This is a genomic window from Ancylobacter sp. IITR112 (assembly GCF_041415945.1).
Taxonomy (GTDB): domain Bacteria; phylum Pseudomonadota; class Alphaproteobacteria; order Rhizobiales; family Xanthobacteraceae; genus Ancylobacter.
Genome location: NZ_JBGCUS010000001.1, coordinates 1,315,246 through 1,338,108 on the forward strand (window position 1 = coordinate 1,315,246; position 22,863 = coordinate 1,338,108).

General features: G+C 67.4%; 23 protein-coding genes and 1 tRNA gene. 11 read left to right on the forward strand and 13 right to left on the reverse strand.

The features are described from left to right. Positions 1-17 precede the first annotated feature (17 nt). From AAC979_RS06000 to ruvX, 4 genes are all read right to left on the reverse strand, one after another. Positions 18-1,325, reverse strand: a complete 1,308-nt coding sequence (locus AAC979_RS06000; RefSeq protein ID WP_371345912.1) for a dihydroorotase — start codon at positions 1,323-1,325, stop codon at positions 18-20. Further along, positions 1,318-2,271 (reverse strand): aspartate carbamoyltransferase catalytic subunit, encoded by a 954-nt coding sequence (locus AAC979_RS06005; protein ID WP_371345913.1) that lies wholly within the window; start codon positions 2,269-2,271, stop codon positions 1,318-1,320. Before AAC979_RS06005 ends, AAC979_RS06000 begins: the two co-directional genes overlap by 8 nt. A gap of 71 nt (positions 2,272-2,342) precedes the next feature. Continuing rightward, positions 2,343-3,275, reverse strand: coding sequence for an AEC family transporter (locus tag AAC979_RS06010; protein WP_371345914.1), 933 nt, complete (start codon positions 3,273-3,275; stop codon positions 2,343-2,345). Between the two features lie 22 nt (positions 3,276-3,297). Further along, positions 3,298-3,780 carry a Holliday junction resolvase RuvX gene (gene ruvX / locus AAC979_RS06015; protein ID WP_371345915.1) on the reverse strand — a complete coding sequence of 161 codons (483 nt, stop codon included), beginning with the start codon at positions 3,778-3,780 and terminating at the stop codon, positions 3,298-3,300. A 119-nt stretch (positions 3,781-3,899) separates the two neighbouring features. Here ruvX and AAC979_RS06020 point away from each other — a divergent pair, with 119 nt between their 5' ends. Further along, entirely contained in the window at positions 3,900-4,604 is a 705-nt protein-coding gene (locus AAC979_RS06020; RefSeq protein WP_371345916.1) for a metal-dependent hydrolase, read from the forward strand. Positions 4,605-4,785: 181 nt separating this feature from the next. Here the strand turns inward: AAC979_RS06020 and AAC979_RS06025 are convergent, their stop codons facing one another. Continuing rightward, complete coding sequence (locus tag AAC979_RS06025; protein ID WP_371345917.1) at positions 4,786-5,643, reverse strand: hypothetical protein; 858 nt, start codon at positions 5,641-5,643, stop codon at positions 4,786-4,788. 177 nt (positions 5,644-5,820) lie between these two features. Between AAC979_RS06025 and AAC979_RS06030 the strand changes: the two genes are divergently transcribed. From AAC979_RS06030 to AAC979_RS06050, 5 genes are all read left to right on the forward strand, one after another. After that, positions 5,821-6,147: a hypothetical protein gene (locus AAC979_RS06030; RefSeq protein ID WP_371345918.1), complete on the forward strand. Its 327-nt coding sequence runs from the start codon at positions 5,821-5,823 to the stop codon at positions 6,145-6,147. 25 nt (positions 6,148-6,172) lie between these two features. Then, a complete protein-coding gene (locus AAC979_RS06035) occupies positions 6,173-6,475 on the forward strand; it encodes a hypothetical protein (RefSeq protein WP_371345919.1) in 303 nt (100 codons plus the stop codon). 229 nt (positions 6,476-6,704) lie between these two features. Next, positions 6,705-6,992, forward strand: a complete 288-nt coding sequence (gene gatC, locus AAC979_RS06040; protein WP_371345920.1) for an Asp-tRNA(Asn)/Glu-tRNA(Gln) amidotransferase subunit GatC — start codon at positions 6,705-6,707, stop codon at positions 6,990-6,992. Positions 6,993-6,997: 5 nt separating this feature from the next. Next, positions 6,998-8,479: an Asp-tRNA(Asn)/Glu-tRNA(Gln) amidotransferase subunit GatA gene (gatA, locus tag AAC979_RS06045; RefSeq protein WP_371345921.1), complete on the forward strand. Its 1,482-nt coding sequence runs from the start codon at positions 6,998-7,000 to the stop codon at positions 8,477-8,479. Between the two features lie 3 nt (positions 8,480-8,482). Further along, positions 8,483-8,776, forward strand: a complete 294-nt coding sequence (locus AAC979_RS06050) for a chorismate mutase (protein ID WP_371345922.1) — start codon at positions 8,483-8,485, stop codon at positions 8,774-8,776. A gap of 57 nt (positions 8,777-8,833) precedes the next feature. Here AAC979_RS06050 and AAC979_RS06055 read toward each other — a convergent pair whose 3' ends face one another. The 3 genes from AAC979_RS06055 to AAC979_RS06065 all read right to left on the reverse strand — a co-directional run bounded on the left by AAC979_RS06055 (position 8,834) and on the right by AAC979_RS06065 (position 12,159). Further along, positions 8,834-9,976, reverse strand: coding sequence for a glycosyltransferase family 2 protein (locus AAC979_RS06055; RefSeq protein ID WP_371345923.1), 1,143 nt, complete (start codon positions 9,974-9,976; stop codon positions 8,834-8,836). Between the two features lie 82 nt (positions 9,977-10,058). After that, complete coding sequence (locus AAC979_RS06060) at positions 10,059-10,352, reverse strand: DUF6455 family protein (RefSeq protein ID WP_371345924.1); 294 nt, start codon at positions 10,350-10,352, stop codon at positions 10,059-10,061. 112 nt (positions 10,353-10,464) lie between these two features. Next, positions 10,465-12,159, reverse strand: a complete 1,695-nt coding sequence (locus AAC979_RS06065; RefSeq protein ID WP_371345925.1) for an L-lactate permease — start codon at positions 12,157-12,159, stop codon at positions 10,465-10,467. Between the two features lie 355 nt (positions 12,160-12,514). On the opposite strand from AAC979_RS06065, the gene gatB reads away from it, so the two are divergent. Further along, a complete protein-coding gene (gatB, locus tag AAC979_RS06070; protein ID WP_371345926.1) occupies positions 12,515-14,008 on the forward strand; it encodes an Asp-tRNA(Asn)/Glu-tRNA(Gln) amidotransferase subunit GatB in 1,494 nt (497 codons plus the stop codon). Then, positions 14,005-14,502, forward strand: a complete 498-nt coding sequence (locus tag AAC979_RS06075; protein WP_371345927.1) for an N-acetyltransferase family protein — start codon at positions 14,005-14,007, stop codon at positions 14,500-14,502. The genes gatB and AAC979_RS06075 overlap by 4 nt, the downstream gene beginning before the upstream one ends. Positions 14,503-14,517: 15 nt before the next feature. Here AAC979_RS06075 and AAC979_RS06080 read toward each other — a convergent pair whose 3' ends face one another. After that, positions 14,518-15,204 carry a hypothetical protein gene (locus AAC979_RS06080; RefSeq protein WP_371345928.1) on the reverse strand — a complete coding sequence of 229 codons (687 nt, stop codon included), beginning with the start codon at positions 15,202-15,204 and terminating at the stop codon, positions 14,518-14,520. Between the two features lie 198 nt (positions 15,205-15,402). On the opposite strand from AAC979_RS06080, the gene AAC979_RS06085 reads away from it, so the two are divergent. Together AAC979_RS06085 and AAC979_RS06090 are read left to right on the forward strand one after the other, a co-directional pair. Continuing rightward, complete coding sequence (locus AAC979_RS06085; RefSeq protein WP_371345929.1) at positions 15,403-16,116, forward strand: glutathione S-transferase N-terminal domain-containing protein; 714 nt, start codon at positions 15,403-15,405, stop codon at positions 16,114-16,116. Positions 16,117-16,230: 114 nt separating this feature from the next. Next, a tRNA-Ser gene (locus AAC979_RS06090) sits at positions 16,231-16,322 on the forward strand. An 896-nt stretch (positions 16,323-17,218) separates the two neighbouring features. On the opposite strand, the gene AAC979_RS06095 is transcribed toward AAC979_RS06090, so the two are convergent. The 4 genes from AAC979_RS06095 to AAC979_RS06110 form a co-directional block, all read right to left on the reverse strand. Next, positions 17,219-18,354 (reverse strand): IS3 family transposase gene (locus AAC979_RS06095; RefSeq protein ID WP_371345425.1). Its coding sequence is split into 2 segments (ribosomal slippage): positions 17,219-18,099 and positions 18,099-18,354, totalling 1,137 coding nucleotides; the frame shifts between segments, so codons are not numbered across the junction. 63 nt (positions 18,355-18,417) lie between these two features. Further along, positions 18,418-19,410, reverse strand: a complete 993-nt coding sequence (locus tag AAC979_RS06100) for a PotD/PotF family extracellular solute-binding protein (RefSeq protein WP_371345930.1) — start codon at positions 19,408-19,410, stop codon at positions 18,418-18,420. A 118-nt stretch (positions 19,411-19,528) separates the two neighbouring features. Next, positions 19,529-20,470: an aminotransferase class IV gene (locus tag AAC979_RS06105; protein ID WP_371345931.1), complete on the reverse strand. Its 942-nt coding sequence runs from the start codon at positions 20,468-20,470 to the stop codon at positions 19,529-19,531. 428 nt (positions 20,471-20,898) lie between these two features. Continuing rightward, entirely contained in the window at positions 20,899-22,530 is a 1,632-nt protein-coding gene (locus AAC979_RS06110; protein WP_371345932.1) for a DUF3363 domain-containing protein, read from the reverse strand. Between the two features lie 95 nt (positions 22,531-22,625). Between AAC979_RS06110 and AAC979_RS06115 the strand changes: the two genes are divergently transcribed. Continuing rightward, complete coding sequence (locus AAC979_RS06115; RefSeq protein WP_371345933.1) at positions 22,626-22,817, forward strand: hypothetical protein; 192 nt, start codon at positions 22,626-22,628, stop codon at positions 22,815-22,817. Positions 22,818-22,863 lie beyond the last annotated feature (46 nt).

A 22,863-nucleotide genomic window follows, 5' to 3' on the forward strand; every position in this document is an offset into this window, starting at 1 on the left:
GCGCGCCGCCGGCCCGGTCACACATATTCATAGACCGTGCGGCCGGCGACCAGCGTGCGCACCACCCGGCCCTCGAACCGGGCTTCGTCGAAGGGGGTGTTGCGGCAGCGCGACTTGAGGGTGAGCGGGTCGAGGATCCACGCTTCGTCCAGCGCGAGCAGCGCGATATCCGCCCGCGCGCCGGGGCGCAGCGTGCCGGCCGGCAGGCCGAGGCGTTCCGCCGGCCGGGTCGACATGGCGCGGATCAGCGTCATCAGGTCGAGCGCGCCCGCGGTGACGAGGCGCAGGCCGGCGGCGAGCATGGTCTCCAGCCCCACCGCGCCGAAAGCGGCTTCGGAGAAGGGCAGGCGCTTCACCTCCACATCCTGCGGGTTGTGGTCGGAGACGATGATGTCGATCAGCCCCTCCGCCACCGCCTCGACCAGCGCGACGCGGTCATCCTCCGCCCGCAGCGGCGGGGTCAGCTTGAAGAAGGTGCGGTAGCCGACCACGTCGCGCTCATTGAGCGTGAGATGGTTGATCGAGGCCGAGGCGGTGACGTCGATGCCCGCGTCTTTCGCCCGGCGCAGCACGTCGAGCGAATCGGCGCAGGTGAGCGAGGCGGCGTGGTAGCGCCCGCCGGTGATGGCGGCGAGCCGCACATCGCGCTCGAACACGATGGTTTCCGCCGCTTTCGACAGGCCGGCGAGGCCGAGGCGCGAGGCAAGTTCGCCTTCATTCATAACGCCTTCGCCGGCGAGGCTCGCATCCTGGGTGTGGTGGACGATGAGCGCGCCGAAATCGCGGCCATAGGTCAGCGCCCGGCGCAGCACCTGCGCCGAGCCGATGGAGCGGGTGCCGTCGGTGAAGGCGACCGCCCCGGCGGCGCCGAGCAGGCCGATCTCCGTCATTTCCCGCCCTTCCAGCCCCTTGGTGAGGGCGGCCATGGGGTGGACATGGACGATGGCGGTGTCGCGCGCCCGGCGCAGGATGAAGTCGACAATGGCGGGATCGTCGATGACCGGGTCGGTGTCAGGCTGGCAGATGATGGTGGTGACGCCGCCCGCCGCCGCCGCCTGGCTGGCGGAGGCCAGCGTCTCGCGGTGCTCGGCCCCCGGCTCGCCGATGAAGGCGCGCATGTCGACAAGGCCCGGCACGGCGACCAGCCGGCGGCAATCGACGATCTCGGTGTCGGGCGGCAGGCCGTCGGCGAGGTTGGGCGCGATGTCCTTGATCACGCCGTCGGCGACGAGGATGTCGCCGTGAATGTCGAGGTCGCGCGAGGGATCGAGGATGCGCGCCTTGGCGAGCAGGGTCGGGTGGGGAGCGGGGCGGGGCTCATGCATTGGGGAGATTCCGCGAGAGAGCGTCGAGCACGGCCATGCGAACGGCGACGCCCATCTCGACCTGTTCGCGGATGAGCGACTGCGCGCCGTCGGCCACCGCCGAATCGATCTCGACGCCGCGATTCATCGGGCCGGGATGCATCACCAGCGCGTCGGGCCTAGCATAGCGCAGCTTGGCCTCGTCCAGCCCCCAGAAATGGAAATATTCTTTCACTGAGGGCACATAGGAGCCGTTCATGCGTTCGCGCTGGAGGCGCAGCATCATCACGATGTCCACATCCGCCAGCCCCTCGCGCATGTCGCCATAGACGGTGACGCCGAAGCGGTCGATGTCCTTGGGCAGCAGGGTCGGCGGGGCGATGACGCGCACCTGCGCGCCCAGCGCCTGCAGCAGCAGCATGTTGGAACGGGCGACGCGCGAATGGGTGATGTCGCCGCAAATGGCGACGGTGAGCCCTTCGATGCGGCCCTTGTTGCGGCGGATGGTGAGCGCGTCGAGCAGTGCTTGCGTCGGGTGCTCATGCGCGCCGTCGCCGGCGTTGACCACGGCGCAGTCGACCTTGCGGGCGAGCAGTTCCACCGCGCCCGAGGCGCTGTGGCGGACGATCAGCACATCCGGGTGCATGGCGTTGAGCGTCGCGGCGGTGTCGATGAGCGTTTCGCCCTTCTTCACCGAGGAGGTGGAGACCGACATGTTCATCACATCGGCGCCGAGGCGCTTGCCGGCGATTTCGAACGAGGCCTGGGTGCGGGTCGAGGCCTCGAAGAACAGGTTGATCTGCGTGCGCCCGCGCAGGGTTGCGCGCTTCTTCTCGACCTGGCGGTTGAGCAGCACGAATTCTTCCGCGAGGTCGAGAAGGCCGATGATCTCCTGCGGAGACAGGCCCTCAATGCCGAGAAGGTCGCGGCGCGGGAGGGTGAAGCTGGCGGTCGGGTTCGATGTCATATCGAAGTCGGCTGGATAGAGGCCGCGAGGGCGGACGGCAAGAAGTTTAGCGCCCGCGCGCGGATTTCCCCTCAGAGAAGTGCGACGGCGGCGATGACCAGCGGCATGCTGATGGCGGCGAGAACCGTCTCGACGGTGAGGATTTCCGCCAGCAGCGGCGCGTCGCCGCCCATCTGCCGCGCCAGTACATAGCCATTCGGCGCGGAGGGCACGGCCGCGCCCACCGCGACGATCAGCAGGTCGACCTCGCGCAGGCCGAGCGCGACGCCGATTCCCACCGCGAGGGCGGGCAGCACGGCGAGCTTGACGAGGCAGGTGAACCAGGTGGCGGCGCGGGGGCGGCGCAGATCCTCCAGTCGCAGCCCGGCGCCGACCACCAGCAGGCCGAGCGCCAGCGAGGAGCGGCCGAGAATGTCGCCGAAGGTCAGCAGCACCGGCGGCACAGGGAGGTGCAGCGCGTTGATCGCCGCCCCCGCCGCGCAGGACCAGATGAAGGGATTGCGCAGGATCTGCTGCAGCAGCAGCCGGTTGCTGGTGGCGGGATTCTCGCCATGGCGCGCCAGCACGATGACGCTGAGTGTGTTGAGCACCGGGATCATCACCGCCAGCCCCACCGCCGCCACCGCGAGCCCGCGCGGGCCGGCGAGGGCGCCGGAGACGGCGAGGGCGATATAGGTGTTCCAGCGCAGCGCGCCCTGGAACACCGAGGTATAGCCGGGCCCCGGCAGATGGAAGGCGCGGCACAGCGCCGGGCGGGCGAGGCTGAGGCCGAGGCCGGCCAGGGCGATTGCGCCGAGCAGCGCGGTCGACACCTCGACTACCGCGACTTCGCTCAGATTGGCCCGGGCGATGCTGACCACCAGCAGCGCCGGGAACAGGATGAAATAGGTCAGCCGTTCCAGCGCGATCCAGTGCGAGGCCTCGGGCAGCAGCCGGCGCTTGAGCACCGCGCCGAGCGCGATGATGAGGAACACCGGCACCAGCGCGCCGAGCACAGCGGACATTCGGCCGGCTCCCCTGAACCGTTCAGCCCGGACCGGCGAGGAAGCGCAGCCGGTCCAGCGCCCCCTGCAGGATGAAGGCGGCGGCCTGCTGGTCCACCACTTCGGCGCGGCGGGCACGGCTCATATCCATGGCGATCATGTCGCGCTCGACGGCGGCGGTGGAGAGGCGCTCATCCCACAGGATGATCGGCAGCTCGGTCAGCCGGGCGAGATTGCGGGCGAAGGCGCGGGAGGATTGCGCGCGCGGGCCCTCGCTGCCGTCCATGTTGACCGGCAGGCCGAGCACGAAGCCGACCGCGCCGCGCGCGGCACCAAGCGAGAGAATCCGCGCGGCATCCGGCGTGAACTGCTTGCGGGCGATGGTCTCCACCGGGGCGGCGAGGCGCCGGTCGGGATCGGACGAGGCGACGCCGATGGTCTTGGTGCCGAGGTCGAGCCCGATCAGCCCGCCACGGGGCGGTAGCAGCGGGGCGGCGTCGGTGATGCTGAGGATCGGGGCGGCCATGGCGGCATCGCCTAGCATGGCCGCGCGCGCCGCGCCATCGCGGCGGGTGGCCCGGGCTTGTGCGAGCGGGTTCCTGCCCTATCTTCCCCGCGCTCCCCTGCAATGAAAGAGGCACGGCGATGAAGATCACCTGGTTCGGCCACGCGGCGTTTCGACTCGATTTCGCCGGCACCTCGGTTCTGATCGACCCCTTCCTGACCGGCAATCCCGCGTTTTCAGGCGACTTCGGCGCGGCCACGGCGGGCGTGTCGCATGTGCTGCTGACCCATGGCCATGGCGACCATGTCGGCGACACGGTGGCGATCGCCCGCGCCAATGAGGCGACCGTGGTGGCGAACGCGGACCTCGCCGGCTGGCTCGGCCATCAGGGCGTCGCCAAGCTGGAGCCGATGAACACCGGCGGCACGATCCATCAGGACGGCTTCACCGTCTCCATGGTGCGGGCCGACCATTCCTCCGGTATGATGGAAGACGGGCGCACGGTCTATCTCGGCAATGCCAACGGGATCATCGTCAAGGCGCCGGGCGAGCCGACCGTCTGGCACATGGGCGACACCGACATCTTCTCCGACATGGGCCTCATTGCCGAGCTGCACAGGCCGGATGTGGTGATCGTGCCGATCGGCGACCGCTTCACCATGGGGCCGGAACTCGCTGCGGTGGCGGTGTCGCGCTATCTCGGCGGGCTCACCATCATTCCCGCGCATTACGCCACCTTCGGGCTGCTGGAGCCGGGCGCCGAGCGCTTCGTCTCGCTGGTGGGCGAGGAGGCGACGGTGGTGGTCCCGGAGAAGGGCGTGGCGGTGGAGATGTCGCGCGGCTGAACCGCACGGCGCCGCGTCAGAGCGCTTTCGAGCGAAGACGATACCGGTTTGCGCGAGGAAAACGCGACCCGACAAAGACCGAGATCATGTCACTGTTTCGGTGAAACGGTGACATGATCTAACCCTCTGATTATACGCAATTCCCTTCGCAAAACCGCTATGCAGCTTTGCGGGAATTGCTCTAGGCGGCGGCGCGGGCGTTGAGGGCGGCGATGCCCGCGCGCACCGCCACCATCTGGCGCACCAGCGCGACGGCGATGAACTCTTCCATGGCGTCGATCAGCGCGGGTTCGGGCAGCACGCCCGGCCCGCGCTCGCCCGCTTCGTCCACTCGGCGCACCAGCCCCAGCCCGGTGGCCTCCTGCACGATACCGACGACATGCGAGCGGGAAATGCGGAAGGAGCGCGCAAGCTGCGAAATCGACACCGGCTGGCCGTTCAGCCCGACCCCGAACAAAGCGAGGGCGATCAGCAGCCCGCCATCGCGCTCGGCGAAATGGCCGATGGCCGGAATGTCCATGGCCGGGCGCCAGCCGCCGCGCAGCGGTTCCAGCAGGGTGTGGACGAAGGGGGTGATGAAGACCGGATCATCGAGATGGCGCAGGCCACGCTCGCCGTCTTCCGGCATGACGAGGGCCAGGGTTTTCAGCATGGTCCGCCAGCGTTCGCGATGGATCGCCATCAGCTTGTCGGTCACCACCAGCCGCCGGCGGCGCCCGTCCGTGTCGGGCGCGGGAGCGATCATGCCGAACACGCGGAAAGCGGCCAGAATGGCGCTGACACGGCCGGGGCTGCACACGTCGAGCGCCACCGCTTCCGCCTTCAGCCGCCCGGTGGTGAGGCCGGGGGAGTCCGGCTGCTCCAGATGCATGTCGAGAATGAGCAAAGCGAGCACGAATCGGCCGCGGTCATTGAGCAGCCGGGTGAGCAGAAGATTGCCGCGATAGGCGTCGCTCAGGCTGATCGCCGCCTGCCGGGCGATCCACGGGAAATCCGGCCGCGCGCGCAGCCGCGCGCGCTCCTGGGCCTCACCGGGCATCAGTGCCTCCCATCGGGTGGAGAGATCATTGTCGATGCGAAGCAGAGCGGAATCACGCGCACCCATTCTTTCCCCGTGGACCTTACGTTGCGACCAATAATCGACATTGCGGGTCGGCTCAAATCGCTCAATTTACCATCCGGGTCTCTCAGCGAGATCCTGAACAGGATGTGATCAATGAGCCTCCCCTCTCGCTTCATCCCGCCTGCGCGCCGCCTTGTGCCGGCTGCCTTCTGCGGCGGGTTGCTGGTCGCTCTCGCTGTGGGCGCCCCCGCCCCCGCCGACGCAGCCGTGATCTACTGCACCTCACCGGGTATTCCGGTGGGATGCGTGGTTCGTCCGACTCCCTATGCCGCGCCGGCGGCGCGCGCGGCCGTCGCCTGCACGCGCCCCGGCTATCCCGTCGGCTGCACCGCCGGGCCGAATGTCAATGCCCGCGCCGTCGCCCGTCCGGGTCCCGGTGTCAACGTCAATGGCGGCGTCAACCGAGCCGGCGTGCGATAGTCATTTGCATACCATGGAGACTGTCATGAATCTCGCAACTTTTGGTCGCAAGAATCTTCTTTCGTTCGCGGCTGCCGCCGCGCTGCTCTCGCTCGCCGGCGGCGTGGCCCATGCCGATCAGGCCGCGGGCAATGCCTGCGCCGCCTCGCTGACCCCGGACGGCAAGGCGATCTATTCCGCCGTGATGGCCGCCGGCGACAGCGGCGACATCCGCACCATCGTCACCGACACCACCAAGTCGCTCGCCATGTCCGGCCAGATCGACCGCGGCAATGCCCGCTCCAATGCCCAGGCGGCGGCGCAGTGCCTGGAGCAGGCGCGCTCCTGATCCCTCGCCCCGGCCGCGCCCTGGCGGCCGGACCCGGATCTCGCGACACGGCCCGCCGGTTCCGGCGGGCCTTTTCTTTTGGCGAGCTGTTTCTTTCGGCGGTCCGAACGGTGCCCGCCGCGCCGGGCGAATCCCGCGCGAAATCGGACGCGCGGCGCGCGGCGCGTTGCGGGGCGCCGGGCGCGCCTGCTATAGGGCGCGCATCGGTTTCAGTGGATTGGGATTTCGGATGTCGGTCGATCAGGCGACGGTCCGGCGGGTGGCGCATCTCGCGCGCATCGCCGTGACAGAGGACGAGGTGGCCCACCTGCAGGGCGAGCTCAACGCCATCCTCGCCTTCGTGGAACAGCTCGGCGAGGTCGACACCGACGGCGTCGAGCCGATGACCAGCGTGATCCCGATGACCCTGCCGCTGCGCGCCGATGTGGTGAGCGACGGCTTCTATGCCGAGCGCGTGCTCGCCAACGCCCCGGCGGCCGAGGATGGCTTCTTCGCCGTTCCGAAAGTGGTGGAGTGAGCACGATGACCGATCTCACCCGCCTGTCGCTCACCGCCGCCCGCGAAGGGCTGGGCGAGGGGCATTTCACCGCCACCGAACTGACCCGGGCCTATCTCAACGCCATCGAGGCGGCGGGCGCGCTGAATGCCTATGTGCTGACCACGCCGGAACAGGCGCTGGAGAGGGCCAAGGCCAGCGATGCGCGCTACGCCGCCGGCGAGGCCGGCCCGCTGGAGGGCATTCCCCTCGGCGTGAAGGACAATTACGCCGTGGACGGGGTGCGCACCACCGCCGGCTCCAACATCCTGAAGAATTTCGTGCCGCCCTATGAATCGACCGTCACCTCCCGCCTGTGGGCGGATGGCGCGGTGCTGCTGGGCAAGCTGAACCAGGACGAGTTCGCCATGGGCTCGTCCACCGAATCGAGCGCCTTCGGCCCGACGGTGAACCCGTGGCGGCGCAGCGGCTCGACACAGAAGCTGGTGCCGGGCGGTTCCTCCGGCGGTTCGGCGGCGGCGGTGGCGGCGCATCTGTGCGCCGGTGCGGCCGGCACCGACACCGGCGGCTCGATCCGCCAGCCGGCGGCGTTCACCGGCACGGTGGGCATCAAGCCGACCTATGGCCGCTGCTCGCGCTGGGGCATCGTCGCCTATGCCTCCTCGCTCGACCAGGCAGGGCCGATCGCCCGCTCGGTGAACGACGCGGCGCTGCTGCTGCGCTCCATGGCCGGGCATGACGCGAAGGATTCCACCAGCGTCGACCTGCCGGTGCCGGACTATGAGGCGGCGGTGGGCGCCTCGGTGAAGGGCAAGCGCATCGGCATTCCCCGCGAATACCGGGTCGACGGCATGTCGCCGGAAATCGTGGCGCTGTGGGACAAGGGCGCCGACATGCTGCGCGATGCCGGCGCGGAGATCGTCGACATCAGCCTGCCGCACACCAAATACGCGCTGCCCTCCTATTACATCGTCGCGCTGGCGGAGGCGTCCTCCAACCTCGCGCGCTATGACGGCGTGCGCTATGGCGAGCGCGTGCCCGGCCGCGACATTGTCGAGATGTATGAGAAGACCCGCGCCAGCGGCTTCGGCGCGGAAGTGCGCCGGCGCATCATGATCGGCACCTATGTGCTCTCCGCCGGCTATTACGATGCCTATTACCTCAAGGCGCAGAAGGTCCGCACCCTGATCAAGCGCGACTTCGAGACCGCCTTCACCGACGGCATCGACGCCGTGCTGGCCCCGGCCACCCCGTCGCCGGCCTTCGGCATCGGCGAGAAATCCGGTGCCGATCCGGTGGAGATGTATCTGCAGGACGTGTTCACGGTGACGCTGAACATGGCCGGCCTGCCGGGCATCGCCGTGCCGGCCGGGCTCTCCTCCGAGGGGCTGCCGCTCGGCCTGCAGCTCATCGGCCGGCCCTTCGGCGAGGAAGCGCTGTTCGCGCTCGGCCAGGTGATCGAGGAGGCGGCGGGCCGCTTCGAGGTCAACGACCGCTGGTGGGAGTGAGCCATGCCGCACCTGCCCGCCAGCGAGCGCTCCCTCGCCCCCTTCCGCGCCGAGATCGACGCCATCGACCGGGAGATGGTCGCGCTGCTCGCCCGGCGCCTCGAAGTGGTGGAACAGGTCATTGCGGTGAAGAAGGCGGAAGGTCTCGCCGCCTTCCTGCCCGAGCGGGTGGAAGACGTGATCGACAAGGTCAGTGGCCATGCCGAGACCCGCGGCGTGCCGCCCGAACTGGTGGAAAAGCTGTGGCGGCAGCTTATCGACTGGGTGATCGCCTATGAGAATGAGCGGCTGGGCTGACCCGGCTGTGCCGCGGCGGGGGAGGCCGCTCCCCCGGTACCAAGTGGCGAGCGGGTCCTAAGCCGCGAACAGGCGTCGCAGCAGCGCCCGGCCGCTCATGCGGCGCTTGCGCAGCGAGGCGGTGAAGCGCTGGCGCAGCAGCTTCATGTAGCTGCGGGTCAGCGCTGAACTGGAATTGCGCAGCCGCGTCAGCTCGGCCTCCAGCGCGTTGCGCTCGTCCATCAGCGCGCGCAGCGTCGCCACCGACATCTCCCCGCCCGCCGCCGTGGCGCCGGCGACGATCTGGTCGCTCAGCGCGGCGCGGTCGATCAGGCCGTCGAGCAGGCCGGCCAGTTCCGCATAGGGCTGGGGAGTGGCGAGTTCCGGCCATTTCAGCGTACCGCGCCGCTCGATGAAGGGGCGGTGCCGGCTGTTGGCCGCCATGGCGGGCGGCAGATAGGCGCGCACGACCCCCGCATCGGCCGCGACGGCGAAGCCGCTTTCCTGCTTCAGCGCATTGACCGCCGCCACCGCCTGGCAGGCCATGTGCTCCTTGTAGTCGCTGCGGCTGCGCCAGCCGACATAATGCTTGAGGCATTTGCTGACGATCTGGTCGGGTGAGCGCACGGCGAAATGGGCGAGCTCCACCCCCGCCAGCCGCTGCACCGGCACGCGCCCGCCGCTGACGGTGAGGGCGTGATTGCCCTCGACATAGGTGAGGTCGGGATCGGCGAACAGGGCGGCGGGGGCGATGGCCTTGAAGATGTGCCCGGCCGGCGGCTCCAGCGCGGTGGTGAGGCGGGTCAGCGGGTCGCGGATCGTCATGTCGTCGCCCGGCGCCCAGCAATAGAACAGCGCGCCGACGCCGGCGGCGACGCCATGCGGAACTGCGGCGAGACTCGCCTCGAAGCTCTCGCGGTCCGGAGCGCAGATCAGCTCGTCGGCGTCGAGCGGGACGATGAAGTCCCAGTCGCCGAGGCCGGCGGCCTGCCGCAGTAGCGCGGTGGTGCGGCGGCTCTGGTGGAAGGCGCCGGTCCAGCCATCGTCGACGAGCACGACCGCCGGGGTTTCCGCCGCCAGGCGGCGCAGGATCTCGCTGGTATGGTCGTTGGAATGGTCGTCGACAATGAACATCCGGTCGACGAAGTGCAGATTGTGGCGGACGAACCCTTCGATGATGTCGGCTTCGTCCTTGACCAGCGAGATGGACGCAATACGCACTCTTGGAACCTCGGGCGACGACGACAGGGCCGACGCCGTCAGGATAGCAAAGCCACGCCGCGCGGTCGACGGGCCGGCCGGCTCAGGCGGGAGGCACGGACTGCGGCTCGTCCTCGGCGGGCGCGAGCGCGTGCCAGTCGGCGAACTGGGCGGCGTTGCGGCAGAAGCCGGGAACGGGTGCGTCGGCGGCGGGGGCGGCGGCCTGCTCGGCGAACCAGTGGTGGCAGGCTTCCGAATCGCGGCAGCCGAGGCAGCGCTGGGCGGCGGCCCGCACCTCCTGCGGCACGGTGGCGGCCAGCGCGGCGAGGTCGACGCCGGCATGGCCGGCCATGGCGCGGAACAGCGCGAGGCGCTCGTCTATCGTATCGACTTCCATGGCTCTCTCCCTCGCAGCGAAGGATGAGCGTGCCGGCCCGCGCGCCAGCCGGCCTTGATCTGGCGCAAGGATGGGTGCCGGAGCCGCGCGCAGGCGGCCCCGGCAGAGGCGGTCAGCGGCCGACCAGCGGGTCGGTGAGGCCGAACACATAGAAGCCGAGCAGCAGCAGCGTGCCGGCGACGATGAGATAGTAGATCGTCGGCAGGATGGTGATGCGCAGCGTCGCGCCCTCGCGGCCCAAGAGGCCGACGGTCGCCGAGGCGGCGACGACATTGTGGATGGCGATCATGTTGCCGGCGGCCGCGCCGACCGACTGGCCCGCCACCATCAGCACCGAGGAAATGCCCAGCCCCTGCGCCACCGAGAACTGGAACTGGCTCAGCATGAGGTTGCTGACTGTGTTCGAACCGGCGAGGAAGGCGCCGAGCGCGCCGATGGTCGGGGCGAAGAACGGGTAGATCCCGCCCACCTGCTGCGACACCCATTCGGCGACCAGCACGGGCATGCTGTCGAGATCATTGGCGTTGACGCCGGAATTGATCATCACCCGCACCATGGGCACGGTGAAGATCAGCACGAAGCCGGCGCCGATCAGCGTGCCGCTGCTCTCGCGCACCGCGGCGGCGAAGCCGGCGAACGACATGCGGTGCAGCAGCACGGTGAGCAGGCAGATGATGACCAGCAGCCCGCCCGGCGAGAACAGCAGCGGGAAGTCGCCATTGATGCCGCGCTCGCCGAGAATGCCTGAGAACGCCACCGTCGCCGACTTCAGCGACGCGCCGACCGCCGGCACCATGCGGCTGACCACCAGCACCAGCGCCAGCAGCACATAGGGCGCCCAGGCCAGCGCCAGCGGGATGGTGCGCTTGGCGAGGCTGTCGAGGGTGATGTCGAGCTGGCCGAACCACTCCTTCGGCCATTCCGAGGCCGGCGCGAAGTCCCACGCCGTCTTCGGCACCAGGAAGCCCGAGCGCGCCGCCAGCGTCATGATGGCGAGGCCGATGAGGCCGCCGAGCAGCGAGGGGAATTCCGCGCCGAGGAAGGTCGCCGCCAGCACATAGGGCACCGTCATGGCGAAGGCGCCGAGCAGCGCGAAGGGCAGGGCGGAAAGGCCCTCGGTCCAGGATTTGTTGCGGCCGAAGAAGCGGGTCATCACCATGATGAGGAACAGCGGCATCAGCGTGCCGCAAATGGCGTGGATGATCGCGACTTCCGTGGTGATGAGATGGAAGAAGGTCGCCCAGGTCGAGCCGGCCTGGGTGAGCTGGGTGGTGATCGCCGCCTGGTCGAGCCCGGTCTGCACGCCGACGATCAGCGGGGTGCCGACCGCGCCGAAGGACACCGGCGTCGACTGGATCATCATGCCGAACACCACCGCCGCCATGGCGGGGAAGCCGACCGCCACCATCAGCGGCGCGGCCACCGCCGCCGGGGTGCCGAAGCCGGAGGCGCCTTCAATGAAGGAGCCGAACAGCCAGGCGATGAGGATCACCTGCACGCGGCGGTCCGGGCTGATGGAGGTGAAGCCGGCGCGGATGGTGGAGATGGCGCCGGAATGCTTCAGCGTGTTGAGCAGCAGGATGGCGCCGAAGATGATCCACAAGAGCCCGGCGGTCTGCAGCAGTCCCTGCAGGGTCGAGGCCATGACGCGGTTGGCGCTGACGCCCCAGAACATGAGGGCGATCGCCACCGCCATCACATAGGTGATCGGCATGACGATGCGCGCGGGGATGCGGAAGCCGATGAGCAAGACCCCGGCCGATAGGATCGGCAAAAAGGCAAGGAAGGCGAGCAGACCTGTCGACATCCCGTTGTTTCCTCCTGCGTCGCCGGCCTGTTCCGCCTGGAGCCCGGGCGGAGCGGCGACGTTGATTGCTGTGGACGCTCCTCCCGAGAGCCTGCGAGTTGGTAATATCTTCTGACCAGCTTCGCATTGGGCCGATGAATACGCGAGACAAAATGGCGTGTCGCCTTGTCCAATGGTCTAGCACCGGCGCCATCCGGCCGCTGGCAGGCGGGGCTGGCCAGGCGGGGGCGCGCCCGCCCCGGGCCCTTCGCGCGGGGCGCCGCGCGCGAAATGGTTGTCAGGACCGGCGGGGGCGGGGTAGGGAAACGTCACTCCCGCGCTTTCGTGCCTGCGCACGCCAGAACAGGTCCGCCCGATGAACATGCATGCCCGCCCCGCCGACCCGAAGAAGCTGATCAAGGGTGCCACCGGCGACTGGGAGGTGGTGATCGGCATGGAAATCCATGCGCAGGTCACGTCGAACTCCAAGCTGTTCTCCGGCTCCTCCACCGAGTTCGGCGGCGAGCCCAACAGCCATGTCTCGCTGGTCGATGCGGCGATGCCGGGCATGCTGCCGGTCATCAACGCCGAATGCGTGAAGCAGGCGGTGCGCACCGGGCTCGGCCTGAAGGCGCAGATCAACAACCGCTCGGTGTTCGACCGCAAGAACTACTTCTACCCGGACCTGCCGCAGGGCTACCAGATCAGCCAGTATAAGAGCCCGATCGTCGGCGAGGGCGTGGTGCTGGTCGACACCGCCGACGGGCCGATCGAGGTCGGCATCGAGCGCCTGCATCTGGAACAGGACGCGGGCAAGTCGATCCACGACCAGCATCCCACCCTCTCCCTGGTCGACCTCAACCGTTCCGGCGTCGCCTTGATGGAGATCGTCTCCAAGCCGGACCTGCGCTCCTCCGAGGAAGCCAAGGCCTATGTGACCAAGCTGCGCACCATTCTGCGCTATCTCGGCACGTGCGACGGCGACATGGAGAAGGGTTCGCTACGCGCGGACGTGAATGTCTCGGTGCGCAAGCCGGGCGATGATTTCGGCACGCGCTGCGAGATCAAGAACGTCAACTCCATCCGTTTCATCGGCCAGGCGATCGAGACCGAGGCGCGCCGTCAGATCGGCATTCTGGAGGATGGCGGCAAGATCGACCAGGAAACCCGGCTGTTCGACCCCAACCGGGGCGAGACGCGCTCCATGCGCTCCAAGGAGGAGGCGCATGACTACCGCTACTTCCCCGACCCGGACCTGTTGCCGCTGGAATTTGACGACGCCTTCGTCGCCGAGTTGAAGGCGCATCTGCCGGAACTCCCCGACGAGAAGAAGGCCCGCTTCGTCGCCGACTATGGGCTTTCCGCCTATGACGCCGACGTGCTTGTCGCCGAGAAGGAGACGGCGGCCTATTACGAGGCGGCGGTGGCCCATGGCGGCACGGCGCGCGACGCCAAGGCGGTGGCCAACTGGGTGATGGGCGACGTTTCCGCCTTCGCCAACGCCTCCGGCCTCTCGGTGCACGAGACCCACATCACCCCGGCGCAGATCGCCGGGCTGGTCGACCTGATCGCCGACGGCACCATTTCCGGCAAGATCGCCAAGGACGTGCTGGCGATCATCATCACTGAAGAAAAGGATGGCGATCCCCGCGCCATCGTCGAGACCCGCGGCATGAAGCAGGTGACCGACACCGGCGCCATCGAGGCGGCGGTGGACGCCATCATCGCGGCCAACCCGGACAAGGTGGCGCAGGTGCAGGCCAAGCCGACCATGCTCGGCTGGTTCGTCGGCCAGGTGATGAAGCAGACCGGTGGCAAGGCGGCGCCGCAGGTGGTGAACGACCTGCTGAAGGGCAAGCTCGGCATATGAGCGCCGCGGCGTCCGACGCTCCCGAGGCGGGCGCCGTCCTCATCGAACCCGCCGCCCGCGCCGACCTGCCGGCGATCGTCGCCATTCTCGCCCGCGAGACCCTGCTAGGGGTGCGCGACAGCGCCGACCCCGCCGATTTCGCCGATTACGCGCGCGCTTTCGACGAGATCGCCGCCGATCCGCGCGCCACGCTCTATGTCGCGCGGCTGGACGGGCGGGTGGTCGGCACTTTCCAGCTCGTCTTCTTCCGCGCGCTGCTGCGCCACGGCATGCTGCTCGCCCATGCCGAGGCGGTGCAGGTGGACCCGGAAGTGCGCGGACGGGGCGTCGGCGCGGCGATGATGGAGTTCGCCATCGCCGAGGCTCGGCGCCGGGGCGCGGGCTCGCTGCAGCTCGCCTCCAACAAGCAGCGGCTCGACGCGCACCGCTTCTATGAGCGCGCCGGCTTCGAGAAGCGGCTCGACGGCTTCAAGATCGACCTCGCCGGGCCCTGAGCCGGGCGGGCCGCCTCACGGCAGGCAGCGGGCCATGAACACGTGCCACGCCTTGGCGCCGGTGAGGTTGTGCCGCGCCTTGTAGGCCTGCCACTCGCTGTTGCAGCGATTGACCGCCGCGCGGTCATTCTCGTCCGGCGGGCGGGTGAGCGAGGGCGCGGGATCGGGCGCGGGCGTCGCCACGGGGCGGGGCACCGAGGGCACGGAGCTTTTCGGCGGCGCGGCGTTCGGGGGGGCGGCGTTTGGCGGCGTCGCATTCGCGGCGGGGGCGGGCGGCGGCGGCGCCGGCGCGCCGTCCAGCACGCCGGTGCCGGCGAGGCAGTCCTGCGCGAAGTCGCGATAGGTCTGGGTGCCGGTCTGGTTCTTCGCCTTCATCTCGTTCCACAGATCGGCGCACTGCTTCATCGAGGGCTGGGCGGCGGCGGCCGAGGCGCCGGTGGGGGTGGTACTGCGCCGGGGTGCCGGCTCCTGTGTCGGCGTCGACTCGCCCGGCCCGGCCGCGCCCGCGTCCTTCAGGCACTGGGCGGAGAAATCGCGGAAGGACTGTTCCCCGGTCTGGCCGCTGGCCTTGAGCGCATTCCAGCGCTCGGCGCAGATCTTCGCCGGCGAGGGCGGCGCGGGGGCCTGCCCGCGCGCCAGGCCGGCGAACGGGCCGGCGAGAATGAGCGTGCCGAGCAGGCTGAGCAGGACGACAGGTTTCACGCGCACGGTCTCGCTCAGTGGGGGGCGCGGGGCGCCGGGCGGGGTGAAACTAGCCGCTTCCGCCGGGCGAGGCGAGCAGGGCGGCCGTGCGGCCGCGATAGCCGCGCCCGCCCGCGCCGCGCCTTCCGCTTGCCAGCCCCCGGGCGCGGCTCTAGTTCTGAGGGTGTCCGCCCCGTGGAGGGCGAAGGGGAGCGCGCCATGTCCCAGCCTCAGTCCCGCCCGATCCAGCTTCATTACTGGCCGACGCCCAATGGCTGGAAGATTTCCATCATGCTGGAGGAATGCGGGCTCCCCTATGAGGTGATCCCGGTCAATATCGGCCGGGGCGAGCAGTTCAAGCCGGAATTCCTCGCGCTCTCGCCCAACAACAAGATGCCGGCGATTCTCGACCCCGAAGGGCCGGGCGGCGCGCCGATCTCGGTCTTCGAATCGGGGGCCATCCTGCAATATCTCGGCCGCAAGACCGGGCTGTTCTACCCCGCCGATGAGCGCGGCCGGGTGGAGGTGGAGCAGTGGCTGTTCTGGCAGATGGCCGGGCTGGGACCGATGGCCGGGCAGGCGCACCATTTCCGCATCTATGCGCCGGAGAAGATCCCCTACGCCATCGAGCGCTACACCAAGGAGGTGCACCGGCTCTATGGGGTGATGGACCGGCGCCTCGCCGATCGGCCCTTCCTCGCCGGCGACTATTCCATCGCCGACATTGCCTGCATCGGCTGGGCCAAGCTGTGGGAGCGGCAGGGGCAGGACATCAAGGAATTCCCGCATGTCGCCGGCTGGCTGGAGCGGGTGCTGGCGCGGCCGGCGGTGAAGCGGGGCCTGGCGCTGAACGCCGAGGACCGCGCGAAGATCGACTTTGCCACCGACGCGCAGGCGCAAAGCGTGCTGTTCGGCCAGCGCCCGGCCGGCTGAATGAAGCCGGCAGTGGACCAGATGCGTATTCGGCCTTGACCGGGGGGCGGTGGAAACCTAGACAGGTCGCCGGCCCGAACCTGCGGCGCGCCAAGGCGCCCCGCGAGGCCGGCTGGAGACGTGGCCGAGAGGCTGAAGGCACTCGTTTGCTAAATGAGCAGGCCCCCAAAAGGGCCTCGAGGGTTCGAATCCCTCCGTCTCCGCCATCTATTTTTCAAGTGAAATAAGCAAGTAAAATCAATAGATTGGCAGTTACGCCAGCTTGGGTTGCCCCACACGTTACCCCACACGCTCTACCCCACACGTTCGCGCTTGAGGTGCAGGGCATCGAGTGCGGCGTGGCGTCGCGGCTCTCTCTTGATGGCACACAAGCGAGTCGCCGGGCCTCTGTCCGTTTTCCACACCGCAGCTTGTTCTCTTTTCGTTCTCATGCTTCGATCCGGGGCACGAGGAGAGACGGCTATGCAGACGAAACCCGACACCGCCCCCGAAAACCAACCTGACGCCCCCGGAGGCGCCCACCTTCGACATCACCGAGGCGGACGTAGACGAGGTGATAGCAGCCTGCTCAGGCGACCCTAGGGCGGCCATACGCGCGCTTCTGATAGGCCAGCAGTTCCTAGAGGCGGCGCTTGAAGAGGCCCGCAAGGAGGCGTCTTGGGGCTATGTGAGGGGGCGTCCTTCGCGGTGGACGAAGGATGCGCCGGAAGGGTGAGCTGAGCCCCGGCATGATCCTCAGGGAGCATCCGTGGCGCGTGGTGTTCCCCGAGGCAGAGGTGAACCACGACCATATGCGGGGCGCGGGGTTCTATCGCTCACATGCCGTGCGGAGCGTGGGGCGCACGAGGAAGGGTGTGCGGGAGGTGCTCATATGCTTTGCTGACAGGGCCGATGCAGTGGCCTTTCAGCGGCACGCAGGCGGGGTCGTGGAGGGGGAGTGACGCTCCCAACTTGGTGGGTCGCTACATGCACAGGCATGAAAATATAAACTTTGACGACTACTACATTTTGATAGGTCAGTTTGTCGTTGAATTTGAGAAGTGAGGTGGTCCCCATTCGCCGGACATTTTGGCGGCTTCGCTAAGCTTGGTTCTGGTGTGTGTCACGCCGCCTTGTTGATGCCGTCGCAGGCCATGTGGACCTCCTCCGGCGTTCTGCCGCCGAGAGCCGAGTGGGGCCTCGTGCGGTTGTAGTAGGTGATCCATCGGCCGATCCCGGCGCGGGCCTCGGACCCGGTCTCGAAGGCGTTGAGGTAGATGCACTCGTATTTCAGGGACCGCCAGAGGCGCTCGATGAACACGTTGTCCATCCACCGGCCGCGGCCATCCATGGAGATCCGCACGCCAGCGTCCAGCAGCACCTTTGCGAAGCGCGGGCTGGTGAACTGGCTTCCCTGGTCGGTGTTGAAGATGCTCGGCCGCCCGAACCGGGACAAGGCCTCCTCCAGTGCCTCGATGCAGAAGTCGGCCTCCATGGTGTTGGAGAGCCGCCAGGAGAGAACCCTGCGGCTGTGCCAGTCCATGATGGCGACCAGATACAGGAATCCGCGCCGCATCGGGATGTAAGTGATGTCGGCGCACCAGACCTGGTCGGGCTCCTCGATCGCCATGGTGCGCAAGAGATAGGGGAAGATGCGGTGCTGCGGGTGGCGCACCGTGGTCTTCGGCCGCTGGTAGATGGTGGCCAGCCCCATGCGGGCCATGAGGCGCCGCACACGCTTGCGCCCAACCTCGTGCCCCTGCCGGCGCAGATGGCGCACCATTTGCCGCGAGCCGTACCACGGCGTCTCGAGAAACTGGCCGTCGATCGCCCGCATAATGGCAAGAGTCTCGGGGCTTTCGATCCGCGGCCCGCCGTAGAAAGCCGACCGGCTGATGCCGACCAGGGCGCACTGGCGCGTGATCGGTAGTCGGGGGTGATCCGGTTCGATCATGTCGCGTTTTGCCCCCACGCTCATCGCCCGGAGGCCCGACGCAAAAAATCCCGTTCCACCACCAGTTGGCCGATCTTGGCATGGAGCTGGTCGATCTCGCTCTCGCGGGCGGCGTCGGCCGCTTCCGCCTTGCCGGAGAACACTGCGGCCATCCCCTCGATGGCCTGCTTCTTCCAAGCGTTGATCATGGTCTGGTGGAGACCATGCTTCGCCGCCAACTGGGCCACCGTCTGTTCCCCGCGCAGTGCCTCCAGGGCCACCTTCGCCTTGAAATCCGATGAATATCGCTTCCTCTTCCCGGTCATCGGGCTCGTCCTTCCGTCAGGCCGAACCAAGCTTAACTCCCTGTCCGGATTTCGGGGACCACCTCACATGAAGTCATAGCAGAGATCGAGCGCCGCCGGATCGGTCACGCCCGATGTCACGAGCCAGGTATCGACCCAGCCGAGGCCGCCCTCCTTGGGCACGAGCTGATGCGCGAAGTCGGCGGAGATGTCGCCCTTCTCCTTTTTCTGCACGAGGATGCGATAGACCTGCGCGAATTCCGGCGCGGCGACGATCGCCCCGCTTTCCAGCAACTGCTGCAGGGTGGTGTTGTCTTGGTAGCGCGTGAGCAGCAGCGACTTCTGCTGGATAAGCAGCTTCTCGACCTCCGCCAGTTCTTCATCGGTGAGGACATAGGGGTTGAAGGGCTTGCCGTCGGGGCGCGGCTTGTCCTTGGTGCCCATGCGGGTCGCCGCCAGGATGCCGGTCAGCGCGATGTTCTCCTCGAACCGGGCGCTGGTCGCAAGCCGTCCGGCAAAGGCGGGATCGAACAACACCTCGATGCTCTCGACCTTCTCCTTCGGAACGTCAGCGGTGCTGTAGGTGGTGCCGTAGCTGCCCCAGCACCAGGTGACACCGAAGTGCTTGCCGCTGGCTTCGTCGGTCAGCAGCTTGAACCGATCCGGCTTGAACACCGGGTAGACATTGGCGGTGTTGGGGATCTTGGCGTAGTCGATGTCACGGATCAGTTTTTCGCGGAAGTACAGGCCCGGCCAGAAGCCGTCGGCCTGCACCAAATCGAAGTCGCGAGTGCCGCCGACGCGCAGCTTGTTGTAGGCCTCGGAATTGCCGTCGAAGAAGGTCGGGGAAAACTTGATCTTGTGCTTCTCTTCGAAGGCACCGACGATATCGGGAACCGCATAGACTTCCCACATCAGCGCGCGCAGCTGGGTGGGGGCGGCCGAAGCGGGCCGGATGTAAGGCGCGGCAAGCGCGCCGGCCGTGCCCGCCGCGAGTGTCTTCAACACGGTACGGCGGTTGACGGACGCGACTGACAGTGCCGGAGCGTCGGAAGAATTGAACGTCGATTTGGTCATGGCCACGCCCTCTGGTTTTTGAAATCGGTGCGATCGGTCCTTGCGGGGCCCTTGCCTTGTGCGTTTCCCCCTCAGGGCAGTCTGAACGCCGCCCTTGAGCCGACACAGGGAGGCGGTGTCAGGCCGCGACCTTGAAGGGGTTGTCGGCGTCGGCATAGTTGACCGGCGTCATGTGCCAGCCCTCCTTGTGCTTGCGCCAATAGGTCTCCTTCAGCTTAGCGCTGATCGGCCCCGGCCGGTCATTGCCATAGATGCGCTCGTTGACCCGGGCGCAGGGCATCACGCCACCGGCGGTGGTAGTGGTGAACACCTCGTCGGCGTCCATCAGGTCTTCGAAGGTGATCGGGCCAACGATCGGCTCAAGCCCGAGCTCGGGGCACAGGTCGAGGACGGCGAGTCGGGTGATGCCGCGCAGCGCGCCGCGATCGGGGGTGATGACCTTGTTGTCCTTGACGATGAAGACGTTGAAGCCGGCGCCCTCGGTCAGGTAGCCCTCGCTGTCGAGCAGGATAGCCGTGTCGAAGCCCTTGTCCTTGGCCTCGAACATGCCGCGGGTGAAGTCCCGCCACATATAGTTCTTGAGGGTGGGATCGAGCGAGTTCTGCGAGATGCGGGGAACCTGTGCCACGAGCAGGTGAGCGCCGCGCTCCTGCACCTCCGGCTTGATGACGTCGATCCACGGCACCGCATAGGCGATGAAGGTGTTGTCGCAGTCGTCCGGATCGCGCGAGCCGTAGACCCGCGGTACGCCGCGCGTGGAGAGCATCGCGACGAAGGCGTCCTTCAGACCGCTCAGCGCCACCACCTTGCCAAGGATGGTGCGCATATCGTCGCGGGTGACGCCGGGATCGAGACGGTAGCCTTCCAACGAACGATGAAAACGGTCGAGGTGGTCTTCCAGCCGGAAGAACCCGCCATCGGTTACATGAACCACGTCATACGTGACGTCCGAATGGGTGAAGCCCCAATCCCCAACTGGAATCCTGGCCTCGGCGATCGGCACGTAGATGCCATTCATGTACGCGGCGCCTTTCGAGTAATCGAGGCTCGGGTCGCTCATATTTTCCTCCTGCACAAACCCGCGCCAGGCGGGCGGGAGGAGCTTTCCTGGAAATGGCCCCGTCAAAAAGAGCCGCTTTCGGGGAAAACCGCAGAGCCAATTTGCAAATGATCCGTCTGGCTACCTCTCTCAATCAGATACCCGTTAGCGCAACGGATGCGGGAAATATGTCCGGATCTTCTACCGTATAGCCTCTGGCAACGGCCGCGTGGCCCGCTGAATGGGCGACATGCTGAGCTTCTCACCGCCGCCTATTGTGACCGAGAGCGACGTGGATGAGATCGGGAAACTTTGCGAGACAAGCCTTCATCCGCTCGAGCGGCATCAGGGTTTCTTACCCTGATGTGAGCGGCTTCCGAGCTACAACATCATGGCTGTGAGGCACTGTCAGTAGTTGACCGTTAAGTGTCACGCTGTGTGATGGGCCCTCACAACCCCAGCCCCCTCTGCCGGCCTAGATCCCATTCAATCCCGCCATCGCCGCGCCTGACGCCGGAGAGGTGCCTGCCGATCTGCTTATCGAGAACGGGCTGCCAGGGCACTAGCTGGAAGCCGAGCCCGTCCTCCAGCATGACGAAGCGGCCGGAGACCAGCTGAAGCTGGCGGGTGACGGTGCCGGAGACATACTCGCCGCGTGTGGAGGGCTGGTAGGCCAAGCCCGTAGATTTCGCGATGTCGGCAGCGACACGCTCCAACTCGCGGCGCCCAAGACGGTTGAGCAGGTCGGGTGCCTCAATGCCACCTCCGGGCTGTCGCGTTGCGAGCCCCATGTCGACGAGGGTGTTCCGTCGTTGATCAATGGCGAGGCTTACATCCCTGCCGAAGCCGTCGGGTGAGCGCGGTGTGGGCGCGACGATCTCGCGGTCAAGCCAGGTGACGCCCTCAGCGCCGATCTGCCGGTCGAGCGAGAGCTGCGAGGTGATGCGAATGTTGGGACCTTCGCCGACAAGCGAGCGGTCATAGGCGAGCCCCCGCTCGGCGAGATCCTTCGGGATGGTCCAGTGCTCTGCATGAACGCGCTCAACATGGCCCGCGCGCCGTAGGCTCTCCAGTCGCCTGACGTGGGAGCGGATATAAGCCTCAGGGTCATTACCCTGTTCGATGAACTTGTCGCGGATGCGGGCAAGGTGTGTGCTCGGTCTGTAAATGCCTTGGGCATTGGCGTTCTCAAGGATGTTGAGATCGACGATGCGCGGCTGGATGATTGGCGGCGTGACCTCGACGATCATGCCGCGCTGGACGCCGTCGAGCTTAACCGCATCCGGGAATTCGACATGGTGGACGCGCGCGTCGATGCCATCGACCACGAGATAGGTGGTTTCGCTCAGACCGTCGCCGGCCAGTCCCTTGCCCAGCACCCGGCCGGTGAGCGTCTGCTCCGGGTCCTGCCCATGCCGAACAAACTGGCTGGTGCCGCGCTCGTCCCCGAGGCCGTTGTCTTCTATGGCCTGGTGCATGGAGCGGATGACTTCGTTGCGGGCTTCCATCTCGTTGAGGGTCGCTTCGGTACGTGACGCGACGATCCACTCACCGGGGAACTCCTCCGTGGCGAGACCATAGCCCTCCAGCTTGCGCAGCCGGCCGATGAGAACGTCACGGTTCTCTTCGACCAGCCGGTTGCCGCTGGTGAAGAGATCGACAAAACCCTCGCGCTCCTGCTCCTGGATCAAGAGACGATCCAGCCGGGTAAGGCGCTCGGCCTCGACCTCGGAGGCCAGCTTCTGCTGCAGCTCGATCTCGCTCTGCGGACCGAGCTCTCGGGTAACGATGTCGCTGGCTCTGTGGCGTATGCCATGGGCGATATAGTCGCCCGCGATGGTGAGGTTACGTCCTTCATCGGTGACGCCGCGCACCAGCACATGAGTGTGGGGATGACCGGTGTTGTGGTGATCGACCGCGATCCAATCGAGCTTTGTGCCGAGATCGCTCTCCATCTGCTCCATGAGCTCGCGGGTGAAGCCTTTGAGGTCGCCGAGCTCCAATCCGTCTTCCGGCGCGACGATGAACCGGAACTGGTGGCGGTCTTCGCGGCCGCGCTCCAGGAACGCCTTGCCGTCCACCTCATCCTCGAATGCCGAATAGCAGCGCCCCTTCTGCCGGTCGGGCGTAACCCCGTCGCGCTGCAGATAGCGCAGATGCGTACAATCTGCGGGGCATGCATTCGCGAGGCCAGGGCGGCGAGCAAGAGCGCGAGCTTGCCGCAAGGTATCGTGGCTGGGCCGATGCCTTGCAGTTCTCGCACCCGATGCTTTCGTCTTCGCTGCTGATGGAGATGGCGAAGACCTATGAATGGGAGGCGAACCGGCACGACACGGAAGCAGGTGTCCGGCGGAGGTTGCGCCACTAGCTCACGATCGTTGGGTCAGCTTGCGTCATACGGCCATGGCGAACAC